We start from the raw sequence: 18059 nt of genomic DNA on the forward strand, positions 1-18059 counted from the left end.
TTGCACGTGCACATCGAAACGGCGCGCCTGCACCTCTCCCCTGCCACCGGCACCTCCGGCGACGCCGACGGCCGGTTCCACATCGTCGATCGGCACAGTCGCCGCACTCTCGGCCGGATCGCGCTGCGCGCCTCCCGGCACAGTCGAGCCCGGGGACTGGAGCTGAGCTACGCGGTCGCGGACGCCCACCGTCGACGGGGATTCTGCGCCGAGGCGGCGCACGCGCTCGTGGGCCACGCCCTCGAGCACGGCCTCACGGGGCGCGTCTACGCCTCCACCGCCTGGTCGAACCTGGCCTCGCGCCGGGTGCTCGCGGGCCTCGGGATGCAGCAGCTCGACATAGCGATGCTCGACTGGGAGTCGCTGCAGGGCGAGGTGGATCTCGGCGACGAGGCCGAGGCCGACCTCACGCCGTACGCGCGGGTGGAGTACGAGCTCCATCGCGCGGACTGGCTGGCGCGTCTCGCCGCGGACCGTCCGGCGTTCCGCTCCGCTCGCCCCGCTTGACCGCGATCACGCCCGCGACGATCGCGACCGCGCCCACGATCTGCAGCGGCGTGAGCGCCTCACCCAGCATCAACCAGGCCACGACGCCCGAGGCGATGACCTCGGAGAAGCCCAGGAACGACGCCAGCGTGGGGCCGATCATGTTGATGGCGAGGATGCCCGCGACGTACGCCAGCCCGGTGGCGACCGCGCCGATCACGACGGCAGGAACCCACCACGGCGTGGTGCCGAGGCCGCCGAGGACCACCGGCGCGGTCGAGATGCGCACGGGCGTCAGGCCCGCGAGCGAGGTCAGCGACAGCACCACCGCGCCCACGAGCAGGCCGCCGACGGCGAGCGCCAGCTGGTCGACCGCGGGCTTCGCGCCCTCGATGCTCGCGACGTCGATGTCGTCCGCCCGGGTGCCGTCCTCGGCGAGCAGGAAGTACGCCGCGAGGCCGACCAGCGAGACGAACGCCCACGCCAGGCCGATGGGGGTGACCACCGCGCCGCCGGAGGCCGCGCCGACGACCGCGACCAGTCCCGCGACGGCGAGCGCCGCACCGAGGACGGTGCGCACCGACGGGCGCCGGCCGAACCGGGCCCACAGGTACACCAGCACCAGGAGCGGCGCCGAGAACTCGATCAGCAGCGCGACGGTGACCGACATGTGCGCGATGGCGTTGAAGTACGCGAGCTGCACGCCGATCACGGCGAGCAGGCCGTACGCCAACACCGTGAACGGCGCGTGCCGCAGCGTCGCGAGCCTGGCCCGCCCGACGATCAGCATCGGGATCAGCGTGACGATCGCCGCGATCCAGATGCGCACCAGCACGACGCCGGCCGGACTCCATCCCGCGGCGAGCAGCGGCTTGCCGAACGGGCCGGACATCGCGAAGGCGAACCCCGACAGTAGTGCGATTGCGATACCCCGACCCATGCGTCACCTCCGTGTCTGCGCGATCCGTAAGGAGTCAATTGAAGTACACTCATGACAGTAGCGGCCCCAGCCGTAAGGAGTCAAATGAAATTCGCACATGACACGGAGCCATCCCTACTCATGGCGGCCGACCTGGTGAACACCGCGTACGGCGACGAGGAACGGCTCGGCACCGTCGAGTCGCTGAAGGAGTACCTGCACCGGCACGAGTTCACCGGGTGGAGCAGCGCGCAGGCGCGCGACGTCGCGCCGATCCACGCTCTGCGCGCCGAGCTGACGCGGGCCTTCACGGCCGGGCACCCCGACGCCGTCGCCGGGATCGTCAACGAGATGCTCGCGGCGACACCGCAGCAGCCCCGGCTGACCCGGCACGGCAGCTGGGACTGGCACCTGCACTTCACGGACGACGACGCACCGATCCCCGTGCGCGTCCGCGTGGAATGCGCGATGGCCCTCGTCGACCTCGTCCGCAGCGGCAACGTCGACCGGCTCAAGACCTGCGCGGCCGACGACTGTGACCGAGTTCTCGTGGACCTGTCGAAGAACCGCTCGCGCCGCTTCTGCACCGAGGGGAACTGCGGCAATCGGACGCACGTCGCCGCCTATCGGGAGCGTCGCGCGACGAGTTCGGGCGTGCGACGCGACGGGAGTTGAGCGGCGGACTACGGTAGGACTGCACACGCCGGGGATCCCGGCTTCGACGTACATCAGGAGCGACGAGAGTTATGAGCGACGCAGCGCACCGCCACAAGGTGGTCGTCATCGGATCGGGGTTCGGCGGCCTCTTCGGCACGCGCGCCCTCAAGCGCACGGACGTCGACGTGACGATGATCGCGAAGACGACCCATCACCTGTTCCAGCCGCTGCTCTACCAAGTCGCGACGGGCATCCTCTCCGAGGGCGAGATCGCGCCCGCGACCCGCATGATCCTGCGCAAGCAGCGCAACGCCGAGGTCCTGCTGGGCGAGGTCAGCGACATCGACCTCGAGAACCGCACGGTCACGAGCCAGCTGCTCGAGCGCACGACGGTCACGCCCTTCGACAGCCTCATCGTCGCGGCCGGCGCCGACCAGTCGTACTTCGGCAACGACCAGTTCGCCGAGTTCGCGCCCGGCATGAAGACCATCGACGACGCCCTCGAGCTGCGCGGCCGCATCCTCGGCGCCTTCGAGCAGGCCGAGCTCTCGCACGACCACGAGGAGCGCATGCGGCTGCTCACGTTCGTCGTGATCGGCGCCGGCCCCACGGGCGTCGAGCTCGCCGGGCAGATCGCCGAGATGTCGGACAACACGCTCAAGGGCGCGTTCCGCAACATCGACCCCACCGAGGCGCGCGTGATCCTCCTCGACGCCGCCCCGGCGGTGCTCCCGCCGATGGGCGAGAAGCTGGGCACCATGGCCGCGAAGCGGCTGGAGAAGATGGGCGTCGAGATCCAGCTCAACGCGATGGTCGTCGACGTCGACGCCGACGGCCTCGTCGTCAAGGAGAAGGACGGCACCGAGCGGCGCATCGAGGCGCAGTGCAAGGTGTGGTCCGCGGGCGTCGCCGCCAGCAAGCTCGGCAAGATCCTCGCCGACCAGTCCGGCGCCGAGACCGACCGCGCGGGCCGGGTCCGGGTGCTGCCCGACCTCACCATCCCGGGCAACCCGAACGTCTTCGTCGTCGGCGACATGATGCTGGTCGACGGTGTCCCGGGCATGGCGCAGGGCGCCATCCAGGGCGCGACGTACGCCGCGAAGGCGATCAAGGCCGGCCTCGAGGGCCAGTCCCCCGCCGACCGCAAGCCCTTCAAGTACTTCGACAAGGGCTCCATGGCCACCGTCTCGCGCGCCAGCGCCGTGGCGAAGGTCGGCAAGCTCGAGTTCGGCGGCTTCCTCGCCTGGCTCGGCTGGCTCGCGCTGCACCTCTGGTACATCGTGGGCTACCAGAACCGCGTCATCACGCTGACATCGTGGGCGATCACCTTCCTCACCAACAAGCGCGGCCAGATGACCATCACCGAGCAGCAGGTCTACGCGCGCACGGCGCTCGACGCGCTGCAGAACGGCGCGAAGCCCGCCATCCCGCCGGTGCACACCAGCTCGCCGACGAAGGCGCTGCCGAAGTCGGCGCCCAAGGCGGACGTGCCGGTCGCGGCCCCGGGCGCACCGGCGAACGAGGCCGAGAAGGCCGGCTGACACCGGCCCCGCACGAACGCGACGAGCGCGTCACCCACGTCGGGGTGGCGCGCTCGTCGCGTTCCGGGAGGGCCGTCAGGCGTCGATGTTCTGCAGCCGCACCTGGCCGCGCGCGACGGCCTTGCCGTCCTCGGAGTCGATCTCCACGAGCCACAGCTGCTGGCGGCGGCCGCGGTGGATCGGCGTGGAGCGGATCGAGAGGACGCCGCTGGAGAGCGCGCGCAGGAAGTCGGTGTTGTTGTTCACGCCCACCACATGCCCGGCGCCACCGAGCCACACCACGCCGGAGACGCTGGCGACCGACTCGACGATGGCGCAGTAGACGCCGCCGTGGGTGATGCCGAAGGGCTGGTGCAGTTCGGGCCGCAGGGTGAGCGTCGCCTGCACGCCGTCGGCGGTGACGGCGGTGTACTCGAGGCCGAGGATCTTGTCGAATCCGGCGGTACCGCCGGCGATGATCCCGTCGATGACCTGCTGCTGTCCGGGTGTCGGTTGCGTCATGGATCCACCCTAGAACCGGGCATCGCCGACGCCGCTCCCGGGCCGGAAGATCGGGGCTCGGGTCGGGGTAGACCCCGATGCGGGCGGCGCCGCCGCCCGGCACTGTGGAGTCATGACCGAGAACGATCCCTTCGCCCCCAATCCCTACTTCCCTCCGGCGCCGCCGCAGAAGCGGTTCGCCCGCGACGTCCAGAACAACTGGATCGGCGGCGTGTGCGCCGGCATCGCTCGCTACTTCGGCATCGACGCGACCCTGGTCCGCGTGCTCTTCGTGGTGTCGTGCCTGTTGCCCGGCCCGCAGTTCCTGCTGTACCTGCTGCTCTGGCTCGTGATGCCCAAGGATTGATCCGCGCTCGGCGGCGAGGGGCACGTCCGCGTCGGAGACTTCACGACGCGGGGAAAGAAGTCGGCGGGTCCGGGGGCTCAGCCATCCCCCGGACCCGCCGTGGCACAGACCGGCGGATTACTGCAGCCCTCAGTTCGCGTCACGGTCCGATGTGGTTTCGGTGTCGCTCTCGGCGACGAGACCTACTCTAGGGCAGGCTCCCCTAACTAAGCAAGCCCTAATGAGTGTGGCGTGGATTACGACAGGCCGTCGTAGCGATGCGGGCCATGCCGAGTAGAATCGGAGCAATGGCGGCATTGGGAGATCTCGAACGCGCGGTCATGGACCATCTCTGGGCGTCCACTGAACCGCAGACCGTGCGACAGGTGCACGAGTCGCTCGCCGCTGACCGCGAACTCGCGTACACGACGGTGATGACTGTGCTGCAGCGTCTCGCGAAGAAGAAGCTGGTGAGCCAGATCCGCACGGACCGGGCCCATCGCTACGCCGCGAGCTTCGGCCGCGAGGAGCTCGTCGCCGACCTGATGTTCGACGCGCTGAACCAGGCCGAGAGCTCGCGGGAGGCCGCGCTCGTGCACTTCGTCGAGCGCGTGGGTGCCGACGAGGCGCAGGCGCTGCGCCGCGCGCTCGCCAAGCTCGAGGCCGGCGACGCCGGTCGTCGCGCCGAGCCCTGATCAACCAGTAGGCTCGTCCTCATGGCGGCCTTCATCTTCGGAGCGCTGGCCCTGCTGCTCGCGGGGCCGGTGCCCGCGTGGCTCTCCCGCGCCTCCTGGCCGCTGCGCGCCCCGCGCGCCGCGCTCGTGCTGTGGCAGGCGATCGCCCTCGCCGCGGTGCTCTCCGCCTTCAGCGCCGGTCTGGTGATCGCCAGCCGCCTGCTGGTCCCCGGCGCCGACGGCCGGCCCACCACCAACCCGATCGACGAGATCCGCCAGCTCGGCCTCATCCCGTGGATCGTCGCAGTGGTCGCCTTCGCGCTCACCCTGCTGATCGGCGCCCGGCTCATCACCTCCACCGTCCGGCTCGCGATCCGCACCCGCCGGCGCCGCGCCCGGCACCGCACCGTCGTCGACATCCTGTCCCAGGCGGTCGACGGTGACCACCCCGTCTCCGCCGCCGACCTGCGCGTCCTCGGCGTCGACCAGCCGCTGGCCTACTGCCTGCCCGGGCTGCGGCACCGCGTCGTGCTGAGCGTCGGCACGATCAACCAGCTCAGCCACGAGGAGCTCACCGCCGTCATCGCGCACGAGCGGGCGCACCTGCGGTCCCGGCACGACCTGGTGCTCGAGGCCTTCACCGCCGTCAACCACGCCTTCCCCAAGGTCGTCCGCTCGTCCGCCGCACTCGACTCGGTGAAGTTGCTCGTCGAGCTGCTCGCCGACGACGAGGCCGTCGCCGCCGCCGGGCCGCTCCCCCTCGCCAACGCCCTGGTCACCTGCGCGCAGAGCCCGGCCCCGCGGGGCGCCCTCGCGGTCGGCGCGACCGGCACCGTCGTCCGGGTCGAGCGGCTGACGATGCCCCCGGCAAGCAACCTGTTCAGCGCCTCGGTCTACCTGCTCGCGGGCCTGATCCTGGTGGTGCCCACGGTCGCCGTCGCGGTGCCCTGGCTCACTGAGCTCTCCCGGCTGATCCTGCACTGATTCCGCGCCGGTACGCTGGGCGCCTCAGGGGAGACGAGGAGACCACCATGACCGATCCGAAGCAGCCGTACGGCCAGCAGTACAACCCGTACGCCCAGCAGGGCTACGACCCGCAGCCGTCCTACGACCCGTACGCCCAGCAGCAGCCGTACGGCATCGCGCCGTACCAGGGAGGTTACGGCCAGCCGGGCTATCCGCAGGCCGGATACCCGCAGCCCGGGTACGCCATGGGAGGCGGCTACGGCGTGGACCCGGCGACGGGCCTCCCGCTCTCCGACAAGTCGAAGGTCGTGGCGGGACTCCTGCAACTGTTCCTCGGGGGCTTCGGCGTCGGCCGGTTCTACCTGGGGTACGGCGTGATCGGCGGCCTCCAGCTGGGCATCCACGTCATCGGCTGGTTCTTCTTCTTCCTGGGCTTCCTCACCTTCGGCATCGGCATGCTCATCGCGATGCTGTTCTGGATGGCCGGGGGCATCTGGGCGCTGATCGACGCGATCATGATGCTCACCGGCAGCGTCCGTGACGCGCAGGGGCGCGTCCTCCTGTCGTAGCCATCGATGCTCTGGAATCGCCGCGGGTGGGCTAGCATGATTCCACGTGCAGTTCCTTCCTGATAGCCGCCCGCAGTACGACCTGACCTACGACGACGTCTTCCTCGTCCCGAACCGGTCGGACGTGACCTCCCGATTCGACGTCGATCTGGCGTCGGTCGACGGGACCGGCACCACGATCCCCCTCGTCGTCGCCAACATGACGGCCGTCGCCGGCCGCCGCATGGCGGAGACCGTCGCGCGCCGCGGCGGCATCGTCGTCCTCCCGCAGGACCTGCCGCTGCAGGCCGCGTCCGAGACCATCTCGTACGTCAAGAGCCGCGACCTCGTGGCCGACACCCCGGTCACGCTCAGCGCCGAGGACTCCGTGAGCGACGCGGTGGCGCTGCTGCCCAAGCGCGCCCACGGCGCCGTCGTGATCATCGACGCCGAGAACCGGCCGGTCGGCCTCGTCACCGCCGCGGCCTGCGAGGGCGTCGACCGCTTCGCGCGCCTGCGCGACGTCATGACCACGTCGTTCGTGTGCGCCGCCGCCGGCACCGCGCCCGAGGCCGTCTTCGACCTGCTGGACAAGGACCACTCCGACCTCGCGGTCCTCGTCGACGGCGACGACCGCCTGCACGGCGTCCTCACCCGCACCGGCACCGTCCGCGCGGGCATCTACAGCCCCGCGGTCGACGGTGCCGGCAAGCTCCGCATCGCCGCCGCCGTCGGCATCAACGGCGACGTGGCCGCCAAGGCCCGCGCCCTCGCCGAGGCCGGCGCCGACGTGCTCGTCGTCGACACCGCGCACGGCCACCAGGCCAAGATGTTCGACGCGCTCGAGGCCGTCGCCGCCCTCGACCTGGGACTGCCGCTGGCCGCGGGCAACGTGGTCGCCGCGGCCGGCGCCCGCGACCTGGTCAACGCCGGCGCCACCATCGTCAAGGTGGGCGTGGGCCCCGGCGCCATGTGCACCACCCGCATGATGACGGGCGTCGGCCGGCCGCAGTTCAGCGCCGTGCTCGACTGCGCCGCGGCCGCCCGCGAGCTGGGCGCCCACGTCTGGGCCGACGGCGGCGTGCGGCACCCGCGCGACGTCGCGCTGGCGCTGGCCGCCGGCGCCTCCAACGTGATGGTCGGCTCGTGGTTCGCCGGCACCTACGAGGCGCCCGGCGACATGAAGTACGCGACCGACGGCTCCGCCTACAAGGAGAGCTTCGGCATGGCCTCCAAGCGCGCCGTCGCCGCGCGCACCGCCGGCGAGGGCGCCTTCGACCGCGCCCGCAAGTCGCTGTTCGAGGAGGGCATCTCCAGCTCGCGGATCCGCGTCGATCCCGAGGCGCCCAGCGTCGAGGACCTGCTCGACCGGATCACCTCGGGCGTGCGCAGTTCCTTCACCTACGCGGGCGCGCGCAGCGTGCCGGAGTTCCACGCGAAGGCCACCGTCGGCGTGCAGAGCGCGGCGGGCTTCGCGGAGGGCCGGCCGCTCCCCGGCGGTTGGTGAGAATCCCGACGGATCGTCGGTAGGATGCAGTGAATCCCACCGACGATCCTCTGGAAGGACCATGACGTCCCGAAGACCCGGCAAACGCCGCCGACGACGAGCGCTGACCGCTGTGACCAGGTCGAGGGGGCGGGTCGTTGTCTAGCGCGCTGATCACGGTCGGCGCCGTCGTCGGCTTCCTCGCGCTCACCGTCGGCACCGCGCTCTTCGTGGCGGCGGAGTTCTCGCTGACCGCGCTGGAGCGGTCGACGATCGACGCGGACGTCCGCGACCGCGGGGACCGCCGGTCGAAGCAGGTGCAGAACGCGCACCGCACCCTGTCCTTCCAGCTCTCCGGCGCCCAGCTCGGCATCACGATCACCACCCTGGTCACGGGTTATCTCGCCGAGCCGGTGCTCTCGAAGTTCCTGCGCCCCGCGCTGGAATGGACGGGCATGCCCGGGGTCTGGTCATCGGCGCTCACCCTGATCCTGGCCCTGGTCATCGCGACCTCGCTGTCGATGGTGCTGGGCGAGCTGGCGCCGAAGAACCTCGCGATCGCCCGGCCGCTGCAGACCGCGCGGCTCACCGCGGGCGCGCAGTCGCTGTTCTCCTCGACCTTCCGCTTCGCGATCTCCTTCCTCAACCGCTCCGCGAACGCGCTGGTCCGCCGCCTGGGCATCGAGCCCGCGGAGGAGTTGAGCTCGGCCCGGTCGGCGCAGGAGCTCAGCGCCCTCGTGCGCAATTCCGCCGCGCACGGCGCGATCGACGAGATGACCGCCGAGCTCGTGGGACGCAGCCTCGAGTTCGGCGAGCTCACCGCGGAGGAGCTCATGACCCCGCGGCAGCGGATCCACTCGCTGGACGCGGACGACACCGTCGCCGACCTGGTGGCGCTGTCGATCGAGTCCGGTCGCTCCCGGTTCCCCGTGGTCCGGGGCGACCTGGACGACACGATCGGGCTGGTGCACGTGAAGCAGGCGCTGACGGTGCCCGCGGACCGTCGCGCGACGGTGACCGTCGCCGAGATCGCGACGACCGCCCCCGTCGTGCCCGCGACGCTCGACGGCGACGCCCTGATGGACCAGCTGCGCGCCAACGGCCTGCAGATGGCCCTCGTCGTCGACGAGTACGGCGGCTCCGCCGGCATCGTCACCGTGGAGGACCTGATCGAGGAGATCGTGGGCGACGTGCGCGACGAGCACGACGCGAACGAGCCGGTCGACGTGCAGCGCACGGACGACGGCTTCCTCTGCGCCGGCCTGCTCCGCATCGACGAGTTGGAGCGCGACACCGGGTACCGCGCCCCCGAGGGCGACTACGACACCCTCGGCGGCCTCGTGATGTTCCTGCTCGGCCGCATCCCCGCGGTCGGCGACCGCGTCCCGCTGCCCAACCACCCGTCGGTCGACGACGACGAGGCGCAGGTCCCGCAGTGGTCGGCCCGCGTCGCCCGGATGGACGGCCGCCGCGTCGATCTCGTGGAGGTGACCCATGAGTGACCTCCTGGGTGTCGCCCTGACCGTCCTGCTCCTGGCCGCGAACGCCTTCTTCGTCGCGGCCGAGTTCGCCCTCATCGCCGCCCGCCGCGACCGCCTCGAGGCCCTGGTGGAGCAGGGCCGGTCGAGCGCGAAGGCCGTGATCAAGGCGTCGGAGAACCTCTCGCTCATGCTGGCGGGCTGCCAGCTGGGCATCACCATCTGCTCGATCCTGCTCGGTAAGGTCGGCGAGCCGGCCATCGCGCACCTCCTGGAGAAGCCGCTGGGCTGGGCGAACGTGCCCGAGGCGCTGCTGCACCCGATCTCCTTCACCGTCTCCCTGGGGCTGGTCGTGGTGCTGCACATCCTGCTCGGCGAGATGGTGCCGAAGAACATCGCGCTCGCGGGCCCGGAGGCCGCGGCCATGCTGCTCGTGCCGCCGCACGTCGCCTTCGTCCGCCTGGTGCGGCCGCTGATCGCGGTCTACAACTGGATGGCGACGCTCGTGCTGCGCGCGGGCGGCGTGGAGCCGCGCGACGAGTTGGACAGCACCGTCTCCGCCGGCGAGCTGGGCGTGCTCATCGCCGAGTCGCACGACGAGGGCCTCATCGACGCCGAGGAGCGGGTGCGGCTGACCCGCGCGCTGCAGACCTCACGTCGCACGGTCGCCGACGTGGCGATCCCCCTGACCGAGATCCGCGGGCTGCAGGCCGTCCAGAGCGCCAACGGCGCCTGGGGCCCGACGCTCGGCGACATCGAGTCCGCCGTCGCCGAGACCGGCTACTCCCGCTACCCGGTGCGCAGCAGCGCCGGCGCGTTCACGGGCTACCTGCACGTCAAGGACGTGCTCCCCGACATCATGGACGCCGCCGTCGGCCCCGAGTCGGTGATCGGCGCGAGCCGCATCCGCCCGCTGCCGGTGGTCGACGGGAGCCTGTCGCTGGATCAGGCCGCGGGTGACCTGCGCCGCCTCGGCGGCCACCTCGCCGCCGTCGCCGACGACCACGGCCGGACCATCGGCATCGTGGCGCTGGAGGACGTGGTCGAGGAGTTCGTCGGCACCGTGCGCGACGGGACCCACCGGGTGTGACGGTGCTCAGCGACGCCGAGTGGGAGGCCCGCGCGGCGGACCACCGCGCCCGGCTGGAGCCCTTCGTCGAGGCGCATCGCCGCCGGGCCGCCCGCGGCGAGAAGCACCCCGTCTGGGACTTCCTGTTCACGTACTACGGGCACCGCCCCGCGCACCTGCTGCGCTGGCACCCGGGCCTCGGGACCGAGCTCGACGGCCCGCGGGCGGCGGACGAATTCAGCGGCGCGCGCGGCTACCTCGTCGAGGGCACCCGGGTCCGGCCGGACCCGGCGACGCTGGCCAACCGCGCGGGCACCGCCGCCTACGTGGCCCGGCTCCTGGAGGCCACGGCCGCGCGCCGGCCCGTGTTCGGCTGCTTCGGCCTGCACGAGTGGGCGATGGTCTTCCGCGAGGCCGACCAGGCGCGACACCCGGTGCCGCTGCGCCTGGGCCCGGCGGGCACGGACGACGTGGTCCGCGCGGGCCAGCTGACGTGCACCCACTACGACGCCTTCCGCTTCTTCACCCCCGACGCGGCGCCCCGCAACGCGGTCGAGCTCACGCGGGAGACCCAGGTCGGCTCGGAGCAGCCCGGCTGCCTGCACGCCGGCATGGACCTCTACAAGTGGGCCTTCAAGCTGACGCCCGGCGCACCGTCGGACCTGGTGGCCGACGCGTTCGACCTGGCCCGGGACGCCCGGGAACTGGACATGCGGGCGAGCCCGTACGACCTGACGGCCTACGGCTTCGAGCCCATCGCGATCGAGACGGCCGAGGGCCGGCGCGAGTACGTGCGGCAGCAGGCCGCGCTGGCCGAGCGCGCCACCCCGATCCGCGAGCGCCTGCTCGCCGTGGTCCGCGCCTGGCCCGCAGAGCGGCCCGGTGAGCGGCCCGGTGAGCAGCCCGCCGCCGATATGCCCGCATCGCCCGCCTAGACTTCCGTTCCAGCGACGGTCCGTGGGCGCGAGCCCACGGCGCAAGAGGGAACCCGGTGCGAAACCGGGGCTGCCCCGCAACGGTGACACGCCCAGCGCGTGCGAGCCCGATACCTGCCCTCGCGACCGCCCGGAGCCGGGCGGTGCTCACCGACCCGAGGGGAGTCGCGGAGTGCGAGTGGTCTCGTCGCGCCGTGTGGCAGTGCTGTTGGCCTGCTTGCTGATCGCGCTGATCGCCGCGATGTGGCTGGGCGTGCTGCTGGGCACCGTGCGCATCCCTTGGCAGGACTCGACCCGCTATGTCTGGGCCTTTCTCACCGGCGGCGTCATCGACGCCGAGCACGCCACGCACTACCGGATCGTCGCGGATTCGCGGATCCCCCGGGTACTCAGCGCCGCGATCGTGGGCGCGGGGCTCAGCGCGATCGGCGTCGCGGTCCAGGCGATGGTGCGCAACGCCCTCGCCGACCCGTACGTACTCGGGATCTCCTCCGGCGCGTCGGTCGGCGCGACGACGGTGGCCCTGTTCGGCGTCTTCGGCACGCTCGGCCTGTACGCGCTCCCTACGGCCGCCTTCCTGGGCGCGCTCGGTGCGACGGCGCTGGTCTACCTCATCGCGTACCGCGGCGGCGGCCTCACGCCGCTGCGGCTCGTCCTCACCGGAACCGCCCTCGCGTACGGCTTCTCGGCGGTGACCACGGTGCTGGTCTTCCTCGCCCCGCGCGGCGACGCGGCCCGCACCGTCATGTTCTGGCTGTTCGGCAGCCTCTCCCCCTCGACCTGGCGCACCACCGCGCTGCTGGCGGTCACGGTCGCGATCGGGCTGGTGACGCTGCGGTACGGCGCGCGCAAGCTCAACGCGCTCGCCCTCGGCGACGAGGTCGCGATCTCCGTCGGGCTCTCGGCCTCCGGCTACCGCTCGGCGCTGTTCGTGCTCACCGCGGCGATGACCGGGATCATCGTCTCCGTCTGCGGCGCCATCGGCTTCGTCGGGCTCGTGGTGCCGCACGTCGCCCGGCTGCTGGTGGGCGCCGACCACCGCCGGGTCCTGGTCATCGCGCCCGCGCTCGGGGCGGTCTTCCTCGTGCTCGCCGACATCGCGGCCCGCACCGTCGCGCCACCGCAGGAGCTGCCGCTCGGCGCGATCACCGCCGCCGTCGGCGTGCCCCTGTTCATCGCGCTCATGCGCCGCAGGTCCGTGGGGAGCGCGTGATGCGGGTCGAGTACAGCGACGTCTCCGTCGAGCTGGGCGGACGGCGCATCGTCGAGAACCTCAGCCTCACGGCGGAATCCGGCGAGTTCATCGGCGTCGTGGGCCCCAACGGCAGCGGCAAGTCCACCCTGCTCCGGTGCGCCTACCGCGCGCTGCGACCGGCGACGGGCACCGTCACCGTCGACGGGCGGGACGTCACGGCGATCAGCCTCGGGGAGAATGCGCGGCAGGTCGCGGCCGTGATGCAGCACGCCCCGTTCGACATCGGCTTCACCGCGCGCGAGATCGTGGAGACCGGTCGCCTGCCGCACCGCCGCCGGGGCGTCCCGCTCGCCGCGCACCGTCGGGCGGTCGACGGTGCGCTCGCCGCCGCCGGCGCCGCGGACCTGGCCCGGCGGGACTTCGGCACGCTCTCGGGCGGCGAGGCGCAGCGGGTGCTCATCGCGCGGGCCTTCGCGCAGGAGCCGCGGGTGCTGGTGCTCGACGAGCCCACCAACCACCTCGACGTGCGGCACCAGTTCGCGGTGCTCAGCGCCGCCCGCGACCTGGGCGTCACCGTGATCGCGGTGCTGCACGACCTCAATCTCGCGGCGCAGTACTGCGACCTCCTGTACGTGCTGTCCGAGGGTGCGCTGGCCTGCTCCGGCACCCCGGCGGAGATCCTCACGCCGAAAACGCTCCGGCGGTACTTCGACATCGGGGCGCACGTGTTGCCCCACCCCCGCCTGGGCGTGCCCCAGGTGATCTTCGACAGTGGTCTGACGGAAGGGACCTGACATGAAACGACTCCCCCTGGTGCTGCTCGCGGGCGTCCTGCTCACCGGCTGCGGCGCGACCGTCGAGGAGGCGGCGCCGTCGGCGTCCTCGGGACGGCCCGCCACCGTCACCAACTGCGGTGCGCCCCTGACGGTGCCGGGCCCGCCCAGCCGAGTGGTGGTCAACGACACCGGCACCGCGGAGATCCTGTTCGCGCTGGGCCTGACCGACCGCATCGTCGGGTACACGACCTACGACGGCAAGCACGTCGACTACAACACCTCGCCGTGGAAGGCCGACTTCGATCGTGCCCCCAGCCTGGGCACCGCCTTCACCCGCGAGACGATCCAGGCGGCCCGGCCCGACTTCGTCTTCGCGGGCTGGAACTACGGCTTCAAGGAGACCACCGGCGTGACGCCGGACTGGATCCGCGAGATCGGCGCCGTGCCGTACCAGCTCACCGAGGCCTGCCGCCAGGCCGGGAGCACGAAGCGGGGCATCATGCCGCCGCTCGACGCGCTGTTCGCGGACCTGACGAACCTCGGGACCCTGTTCGGAGTGCCGGAGCGCGCGGAGAAGCTGGTCGCCGAGTACCGCGCCCGGATCGATGAGGTCCGGACCTCCGCGCCGGCGGGGAAGAAGGCGCGGGTCTTCCTGTTCGACAGCGCCTCCCCGGACCCGTTCACCTCGGGCCGCACCGGCACCCCGCAGGCGATCATCGAGAACGCGGGCGGCGAGAACGTCTTCGCCGACCTCGACGACTCGTGGACGACGGCGTCCTGGGAGGCGGCGGCGCAGCGCGACCCGGAGGTGATCGCGATCGTCGACTACGGCGTCGGCCCGGAGAACACCCCGGACGCGAAGATCGCGCAGCTGCGCTCGCAGCCGCTGATGGCGAACACCACCGCCGTCCGCGAGGGCAACGTCGTCGTGATCCCGTACGCGGGCTGGGTCGAGGGCCCGCGCACGCCGGGCAGCGTCGAGACTTTGGGCGCGTACCTCCGTTCCAAGGGCTTCTGATTCGCCCAGCGCGTACCCGTGTGCGATGACATACTCGCGCTGAACGTGAGCCATGCTCACGTTCATGCCCCGCTCATGCACTTTCAGGGAGAAGAGTCATGACAGCTCACCACGAATCAGCACAGCTCAGCCGGCGTCGTCTGCTCATCGGCGGCGCGGCCGTCGCCGGACTCACCGCCGCGGCGGCCGCGGCCGGGTCCGTGGTCGCGCCGGCGGCGAACGCCGCGACCTACGTGCGGCCCATCCGGAACGCGACCGCGCACCCGATCACCGCTCAGTGGCGACAGCCCGGCTCCTGGGAGGCGGGTTACCACACCGGGGTCGACATCGGCTGTCCCATCGGCACGCCCGTGTACGCGACCATCGGCGGCGATGTCCGCACGGGACGGGCGAACTGGGGCGCGGCGTACGGGACGATGATCCTGATCAACGACGACGTCGACGGATCGGACTGGGGCTACTGCCACCTGTCGCGGCGGGTCGTGAGCGACGGCCAGAAGGTCGCGACCAACCAGCTGATCGGGTACTCGGGCGACACCGGGAACACCCGGGGACCGCACCTGCACCTGGAGCGCCGTCCGCGCTACGGCGGCTACGGATCGGATCTCAACCCGAACCTCTGGCCCTGACCGGCAGAACGACCCGACGAACGACGACGGCCCGTCGGACCATCCCCCCGAATGGTCCGACGGGCCGTTGCCCGTGCGTGTCGGCCTAGGTGGCCGGCTTGGTGATCTTCACGTCCTTGCCGAACTCGGTGAGGTTCAGCGTGATGGGCAGTTCCTTCAGCTTGACCTCCATCCGCGTGACGTTCGGCTTGGGCTGCGGGTTCGCCGACGGATCGAAGACGATCCACAGCGTGATGGGCAGCGTGGTGCCGGCGTTGCCGCGGGTGGCGATGTCGGTGATCTGCGGCAGCAGCGGGTCGAGGACCTGCGTGGCGACGGTGCCGGTGACCTTGACGGTCTTGAGGCCGTTCGCGGTGTCCTTGCCGTCGACCTTCGGGTTCTGCACGGAGTCGAGGATCTTGGCGAGCCCCTTCTCCAGGTCGAGGATGATCGCCGGGTCGTAGACGCCCTTCTCACCGGTCTTGCCCATCGGCTGGTACTTCGCGCCGCCGAGGTTGGCGTACATCACGCCGTCGATCACGACGAACTTCGTCTGCACGTAGTTGTCCTGGACGCGGACGTTGGCGTCGCCCTGCGCGGCCACGCGCTTGGTGTCCTTGAAGGAGATGATGTCGCCGGTGACGCTGGTGACGGGCAGGCCCTGGATCCCCTTGTCGACGGCGAGCGTCAGGTGCTCCGAGTAGGTCTCCCGGGTGGCCAGGGCCGCGTCCTGCACGATCTGGACGGTCGGCAGGCCGCTCGCGTCGACCGAGGGTGCGGCCGTCGGCGAGCCCGAGGCGCCGCTCGCGGCCGCGGCGGTGGCGGTCGTGGTGCCGCCGTCGTCGGTCTTCTTGTCCGCACAACCGGTGAGTACCAGTGCGCCGGCGGCGAGCAGCGCTACAGCCGCCCGCGATGCCTTGAGGTTCATAGGGTTCCCCCCTGGAATCTGTCCGGGCGGAACCGCCCGGGGCCGAATGAAAGGGCGGAAGCCCCGCCCTCACGATGAAGTATGCATGAATTCCGGAGTCGATCGAAGCATTCTTCTGCGCGATTTCCGGGCAAATCGGACACTGGGCGGTAGCGGCAAGCGCACCTTCAGCGATCCATTAGCGTGACCGGAGAAGGTCTACACAACCGCCGGATCCGGCAGTGTTCAGGAGGAACCAGAAGTGTCGATCAATTCCACCCCGCCACCGGCGCCGTCCGAGCGCGGCGCGGCCGACCCCGGCCCCCGCGATCTCGAGCGCGGCACCGACCCGGGGCGCGGAGGCGGCGCAGGTCACGACGGCGCTTCCGGCTCCGACGAGCGCGATCCCGGGCGTCGCCCCGCCGGCCCCCGCGGCCGCGATTTCGATACCGAGAGCGGCGACCCCGGACCCCGCGATCTGGGGCGTGAACCCGGCCCCGGCGGCGGGCCGCAGTTGTCGAACGTGTGGGTCTACAAGGGCCGCGCCTACGATCTCTCGGAATGGATCAACAAGCATCCGGGCGGGGAATTCTTCATCGGCCGCTCCAAGAATCGTGACATCACGTCGATCATCGGTTCGTATCACGCGAATCCCGAAAAGGTCGAGAAGATGCTGGAACGGTTCGCCCTCGATCGCGATGCCCGCGTCGAGGACGTCCATCCCAAGAACAATGCGCCGGCCTTCCTCTTCAAGGACGGATTCGACAGTTGGCGCGACACCCCGCGCTACCGGTTCGACGATCCGACGGATCTGCTGCACGCCGTGAAGGCGCGGCTGCGCGACCCGGCGATGAAGGCGCGCGTGCAGCGCATGGACCGCTGGTTCAACGTCGTCGCGGCGGCGCTGGCCGTCGCCTACGTCGTGGTCATCGCCACCCGCCTGGGCGTCCCGTCGTGGATGCCGATCTGGCTGTTCGTGCTGCTCATGGTCGTCCTCCGCAGCTCGCTGGCGGGTTTCGGCCACTACGCGATCCATCGCAAGCAGAAGGGCGCGACGAAGGTGCTGGTCAACGCCTTCGACATCAACTACGTCGCACTGTCGTTCGTGACGGCCGACGGGCACGCGCTGCTGCACCACCCGCACACGCAGAGCGAGGTGGACATCAAGAAGAACGTCTTCACCATGATGATGGACATCCCGCGCTGGTACCGGATCCCGATCCACACGCTGCACAAGTTCGGGCACACCGCGACGGGCATGACGATGCGGCTGTTCGAGATCGTCAAGCTCACCCGCCAGGTGGGGGTCGCCGACATGTACGGCTCGCTGCGCGGGGCGCTCCCCCACTTCATCGGCGCCTTCGCGATGCGCGCGCTGCTCATCGGCGAGTTCCTGCTGTTCCTGTTCCTCGGCGACGTGTGGGCCTGGGTGGCGCAGTTCGTCGCCGTGCTGTGGGTGAGCACCTTCCTGGTGGTCGCGAGCCACGACTTCGAGACGGACGTCGACGACCTCCCCGAGGTCGAGACCGAGGACTGGGCGGTCAACCAGCTCAACCAGGCCTACGACCTGTGGATCTCGGGCAACCGGTACGTCGACTGCTTCCTCTCGGCCGGCCTGTCCAGCCACCGCGTGCACCACGTCCTGCCCTACCAGCGCAGCGGCTTCGCCAACATCGCGACCGAGGAACTGATGGCCGAGGAGGCCGCCAAGTTCGGCGTCGAATGGCTGCCCAGGCGCAGCTTCTTCTTCGACCGCCTGCCCGACCAGGTCAACACCTTCCTCGGCAGCAAGGCCCGGCCCGCGCAGGAGCAGGGCCACGGCTTCTTCCGCGAGCACTTCTCGCCGGCGGCCCTCAAGACGTCCGGTTCGTACGTCGTCGCGGGTTTCACCGGCATCGGCACGGTTTAAGGAGATGACCATGAACGCCACCCCCCAGGGCACCCCCGCCCTCGACGTCGCAGCCCCCGTG

At 71.2% G+C, this 18059-nt stretch carries 19 protein-coding genes and 1 riboswitch; of the genes, 16 read left to right on the forward strand and 3 right to left on the reverse strand.

Annotation, left to right across the window (positions count from 1 at the left end):
* The first annotated feature begins 6 nt into the window (after window positions 1–6).
* On the forward strand, window positions 7–507 hold the full coding sequence (locus LB823_RS20445; RefSeq protein ID WP_224650807.1) for a GNAT family N-acetyltransferase: 501 nt from the start codon (window positions 7–9) through the stop codon (window positions 505–507).
* On the opposite strand, the gene LB823_RS20450 is transcribed toward LB823_RS20445, so the two are convergent.
* Complete coding sequence (locus tag LB823_RS20450; RefSeq protein WP_224650809.1) at window positions 407–1426, reverse strand: DMT family transporter; 1020 nt, start codon at window positions 1424–1426, stop codon at window positions 407–409. The genes LB823_RS20445 and LB823_RS20450 overlap by 101 nt on opposite strands.
* 84 nt (window positions 1427–1510) lie before the next feature.
* On the opposite strand from LB823_RS20450, the gene LB823_RS20455 reads away from it, so the two are divergent.
* Window positions 1511–2080, forward strand: a complete 570-nt coding sequence (locus tag LB823_RS20455; protein WP_224650811.1) for a CGNR zinc finger domain-containing protein — start codon at window positions 1511–1513, stop codon at window positions 2078–2080.
* Window positions 2081–2151: 71 nt separating this feature from the next.
* The gene (locus LB823_RS20460; protein ID WP_224650814.1) at window positions 2152–3603 is read left to right on the forward strand and encodes an NAD(P)/FAD-dependent oxidoreductase; all 1452 of its coding nucleotides are present in this window, start codon (window positions 2152–2154) and stop codon (window positions 3601–3603) included.
* Between the two features lie 75 nt (window positions 3604–3678).
* Here LB823_RS20460 and LB823_RS20465 read toward each other — a convergent pair whose 3' ends face one another.
* Entirely contained in the window at window positions 3679–4104 is a 426-nt protein-coding gene (locus tag LB823_RS20465; protein ID WP_224650816.1) for a PaaI family thioesterase, read from the reverse strand.
* A gap of 112 nt (window positions 4105–4216) precedes the next feature.
* Here LB823_RS20465 and LB823_RS20470 point away from each other — a divergent pair, with 112 nt between their 5' ends.
* The 12 genes from LB823_RS20470 (at window position 4217) to LB823_RS20525 (ending at window position 15203) form a co-directional block, all read left to right on the forward strand.
* The gene (locus LB823_RS20470; protein ID WP_224650819.1) at window positions 4217–4450 is read left to right on the forward strand and encodes a PspC domain-containing protein; all 234 of its coding nucleotides are present in this window, start codon (window positions 4217–4219) and stop codon (window positions 4448–4450) included.
* A gap of 287 nt (window positions 4451–4737) precedes the next feature.
* On the forward strand, window positions 4738–5124 hold the full coding sequence (locus LB823_RS20475; protein WP_224650832.1) for a BlaI/MecI/CopY family transcriptional regulator: 387 nt from the start codon (window positions 4738–4740) through the stop codon (window positions 5122–5124).
* A 21-nt stretch (window positions 5125–5145) separates the two neighbouring features.
* On the forward strand, window positions 5146–6087 hold the full coding sequence (locus LB823_RS20480; protein ID WP_224650835.1) for a M56 family metallopeptidase: 942 nt from the start codon (window positions 5146–5148) through the stop codon (window positions 6085–6087).
* Between the two features lie 47 nt (window positions 6088–6134).
* Window positions 6135–6638 carry an NINE protein gene (locus LB823_RS20485; RefSeq protein ID WP_224650837.1) on the forward strand — a complete coding sequence of 168 codons (504 nt, stop codon included), beginning with the start codon at window positions 6135–6137 and terminating at the stop codon, window positions 6636–6638.
* 46 nt (window positions 6639–6684) lie between these two features.
* Window positions 6685–8124, forward strand: a complete 1440-nt coding sequence (locus tag LB823_RS20490) for a GuaB1 family IMP dehydrogenase-related protein (RefSeq protein WP_224650840.1) — start codon at window positions 6685–6687, stop codon at window positions 8122–8124.
* A 137-nt stretch (window positions 8125–8261) separates the two neighbouring features.
* On the forward strand, window positions 8262–9605 hold the full coding sequence (locus LB823_RS20495; protein ID WP_224650842.1) for a hemolysin family protein: 1344 nt from the start codon (window positions 8262–8264) through the stop codon (window positions 9603–9605).
* Complete coding sequence (locus LB823_RS20500) at window positions 9598–10671, forward strand: hemolysin family protein (protein ID WP_224650844.1); 1074 nt, start codon at window positions 9598–9600, stop codon at window positions 10669–10671. The genes LB823_RS20495 and LB823_RS20500 overlap by 8 nt, the downstream gene beginning before the upstream one ends.
* Complete coding sequence (locus LB823_RS20505) at window positions 10668–11585, forward strand: 3-methyladenine DNA glycosylase (protein WP_224650847.1); 918 nt, start codon at window positions 10668–10670, stop codon at window positions 11583–11585. The genes LB823_RS20500 and LB823_RS20505 overlap by 4 nt, the downstream gene beginning before the upstream one ends.
* Window positions 11585–11722, forward strand: a riboswitch (cobalamin riboswitch). Its footprint overlaps the gene before it by 1 nt.
* Before the next feature lie 104 nt (window positions 11723–11826).
* A complete protein-coding gene (locus LB823_RS20510) occupies window positions 11827–12798 on the forward strand; it encodes an iron ABC transporter permease (RefSeq protein WP_224650858.1) in 972 nt (323 codons plus the stop codon).
* Window positions 12798–13574 (forward strand): ABC transporter ATP-binding protein, encoded by a 777-nt coding sequence (locus LB823_RS20515; protein WP_224650850.1) that lies wholly within the window; start codon window positions 12798–12800, stop codon window positions 13572–13574. Before LB823_RS20510 ends, LB823_RS20515 begins: the two co-directional genes overlap by 1 nt.
* A gap of 1 nt (window position 13575) precedes the next feature.
* The gene (locus LB823_RS20520; protein WP_224650852.1) at window positions 13576–14574 is read left to right on the forward strand and encodes an ABC transporter substrate-binding protein; all 999 of its coding nucleotides are present in this window, start codon (window positions 13576–13578) and stop codon (window positions 14572–14574) included.
* 98 nt (window positions 14575–14672) lie between these two features.
* Window positions 14673–15203, forward strand: a complete 531-nt coding sequence (locus LB823_RS20525) for a M23 family metallopeptidase (protein ID WP_224650854.1) — start codon at window positions 14673–14675, stop codon at window positions 15201–15203.
* An 85-nt stretch (window positions 15204–15288) separates the two neighbouring features.
* On the opposite strand, the gene LB823_RS20530 is transcribed toward LB823_RS20525, so the two are convergent.
* Window positions 15289–16110, reverse strand: a complete 822-nt coding sequence (locus LB823_RS20530) for an LppX_LprAFG lipoprotein (protein WP_224650856.1) — start codon at window positions 16108–16110, stop codon at window positions 15289–15291.
* 457 nt (window positions 16111–16567) lie between these two features.
* Here LB823_RS20530 and LB823_RS20535 point away from each other — a divergent pair, with 457 nt between their 5' ends.
* Window positions 16568–17998, forward strand: a complete 1431-nt coding sequence (locus tag LB823_RS20535; protein ID WP_224650859.1) for a fatty acid desaturase — start codon at window positions 16568–16570, stop codon at window positions 17996–17998.
* Window positions 17999–18059: the final 61 nt, after the last annotated feature.

The sequence above is a fragment of the Tsukamurella sp. M9C genome, from assembly GCF_020169415.1.
GTDB lineage: Bacteria > Actinomycetota > Actinomycetes > Mycobacteriales > Mycobacteriaceae > Tsukamurella.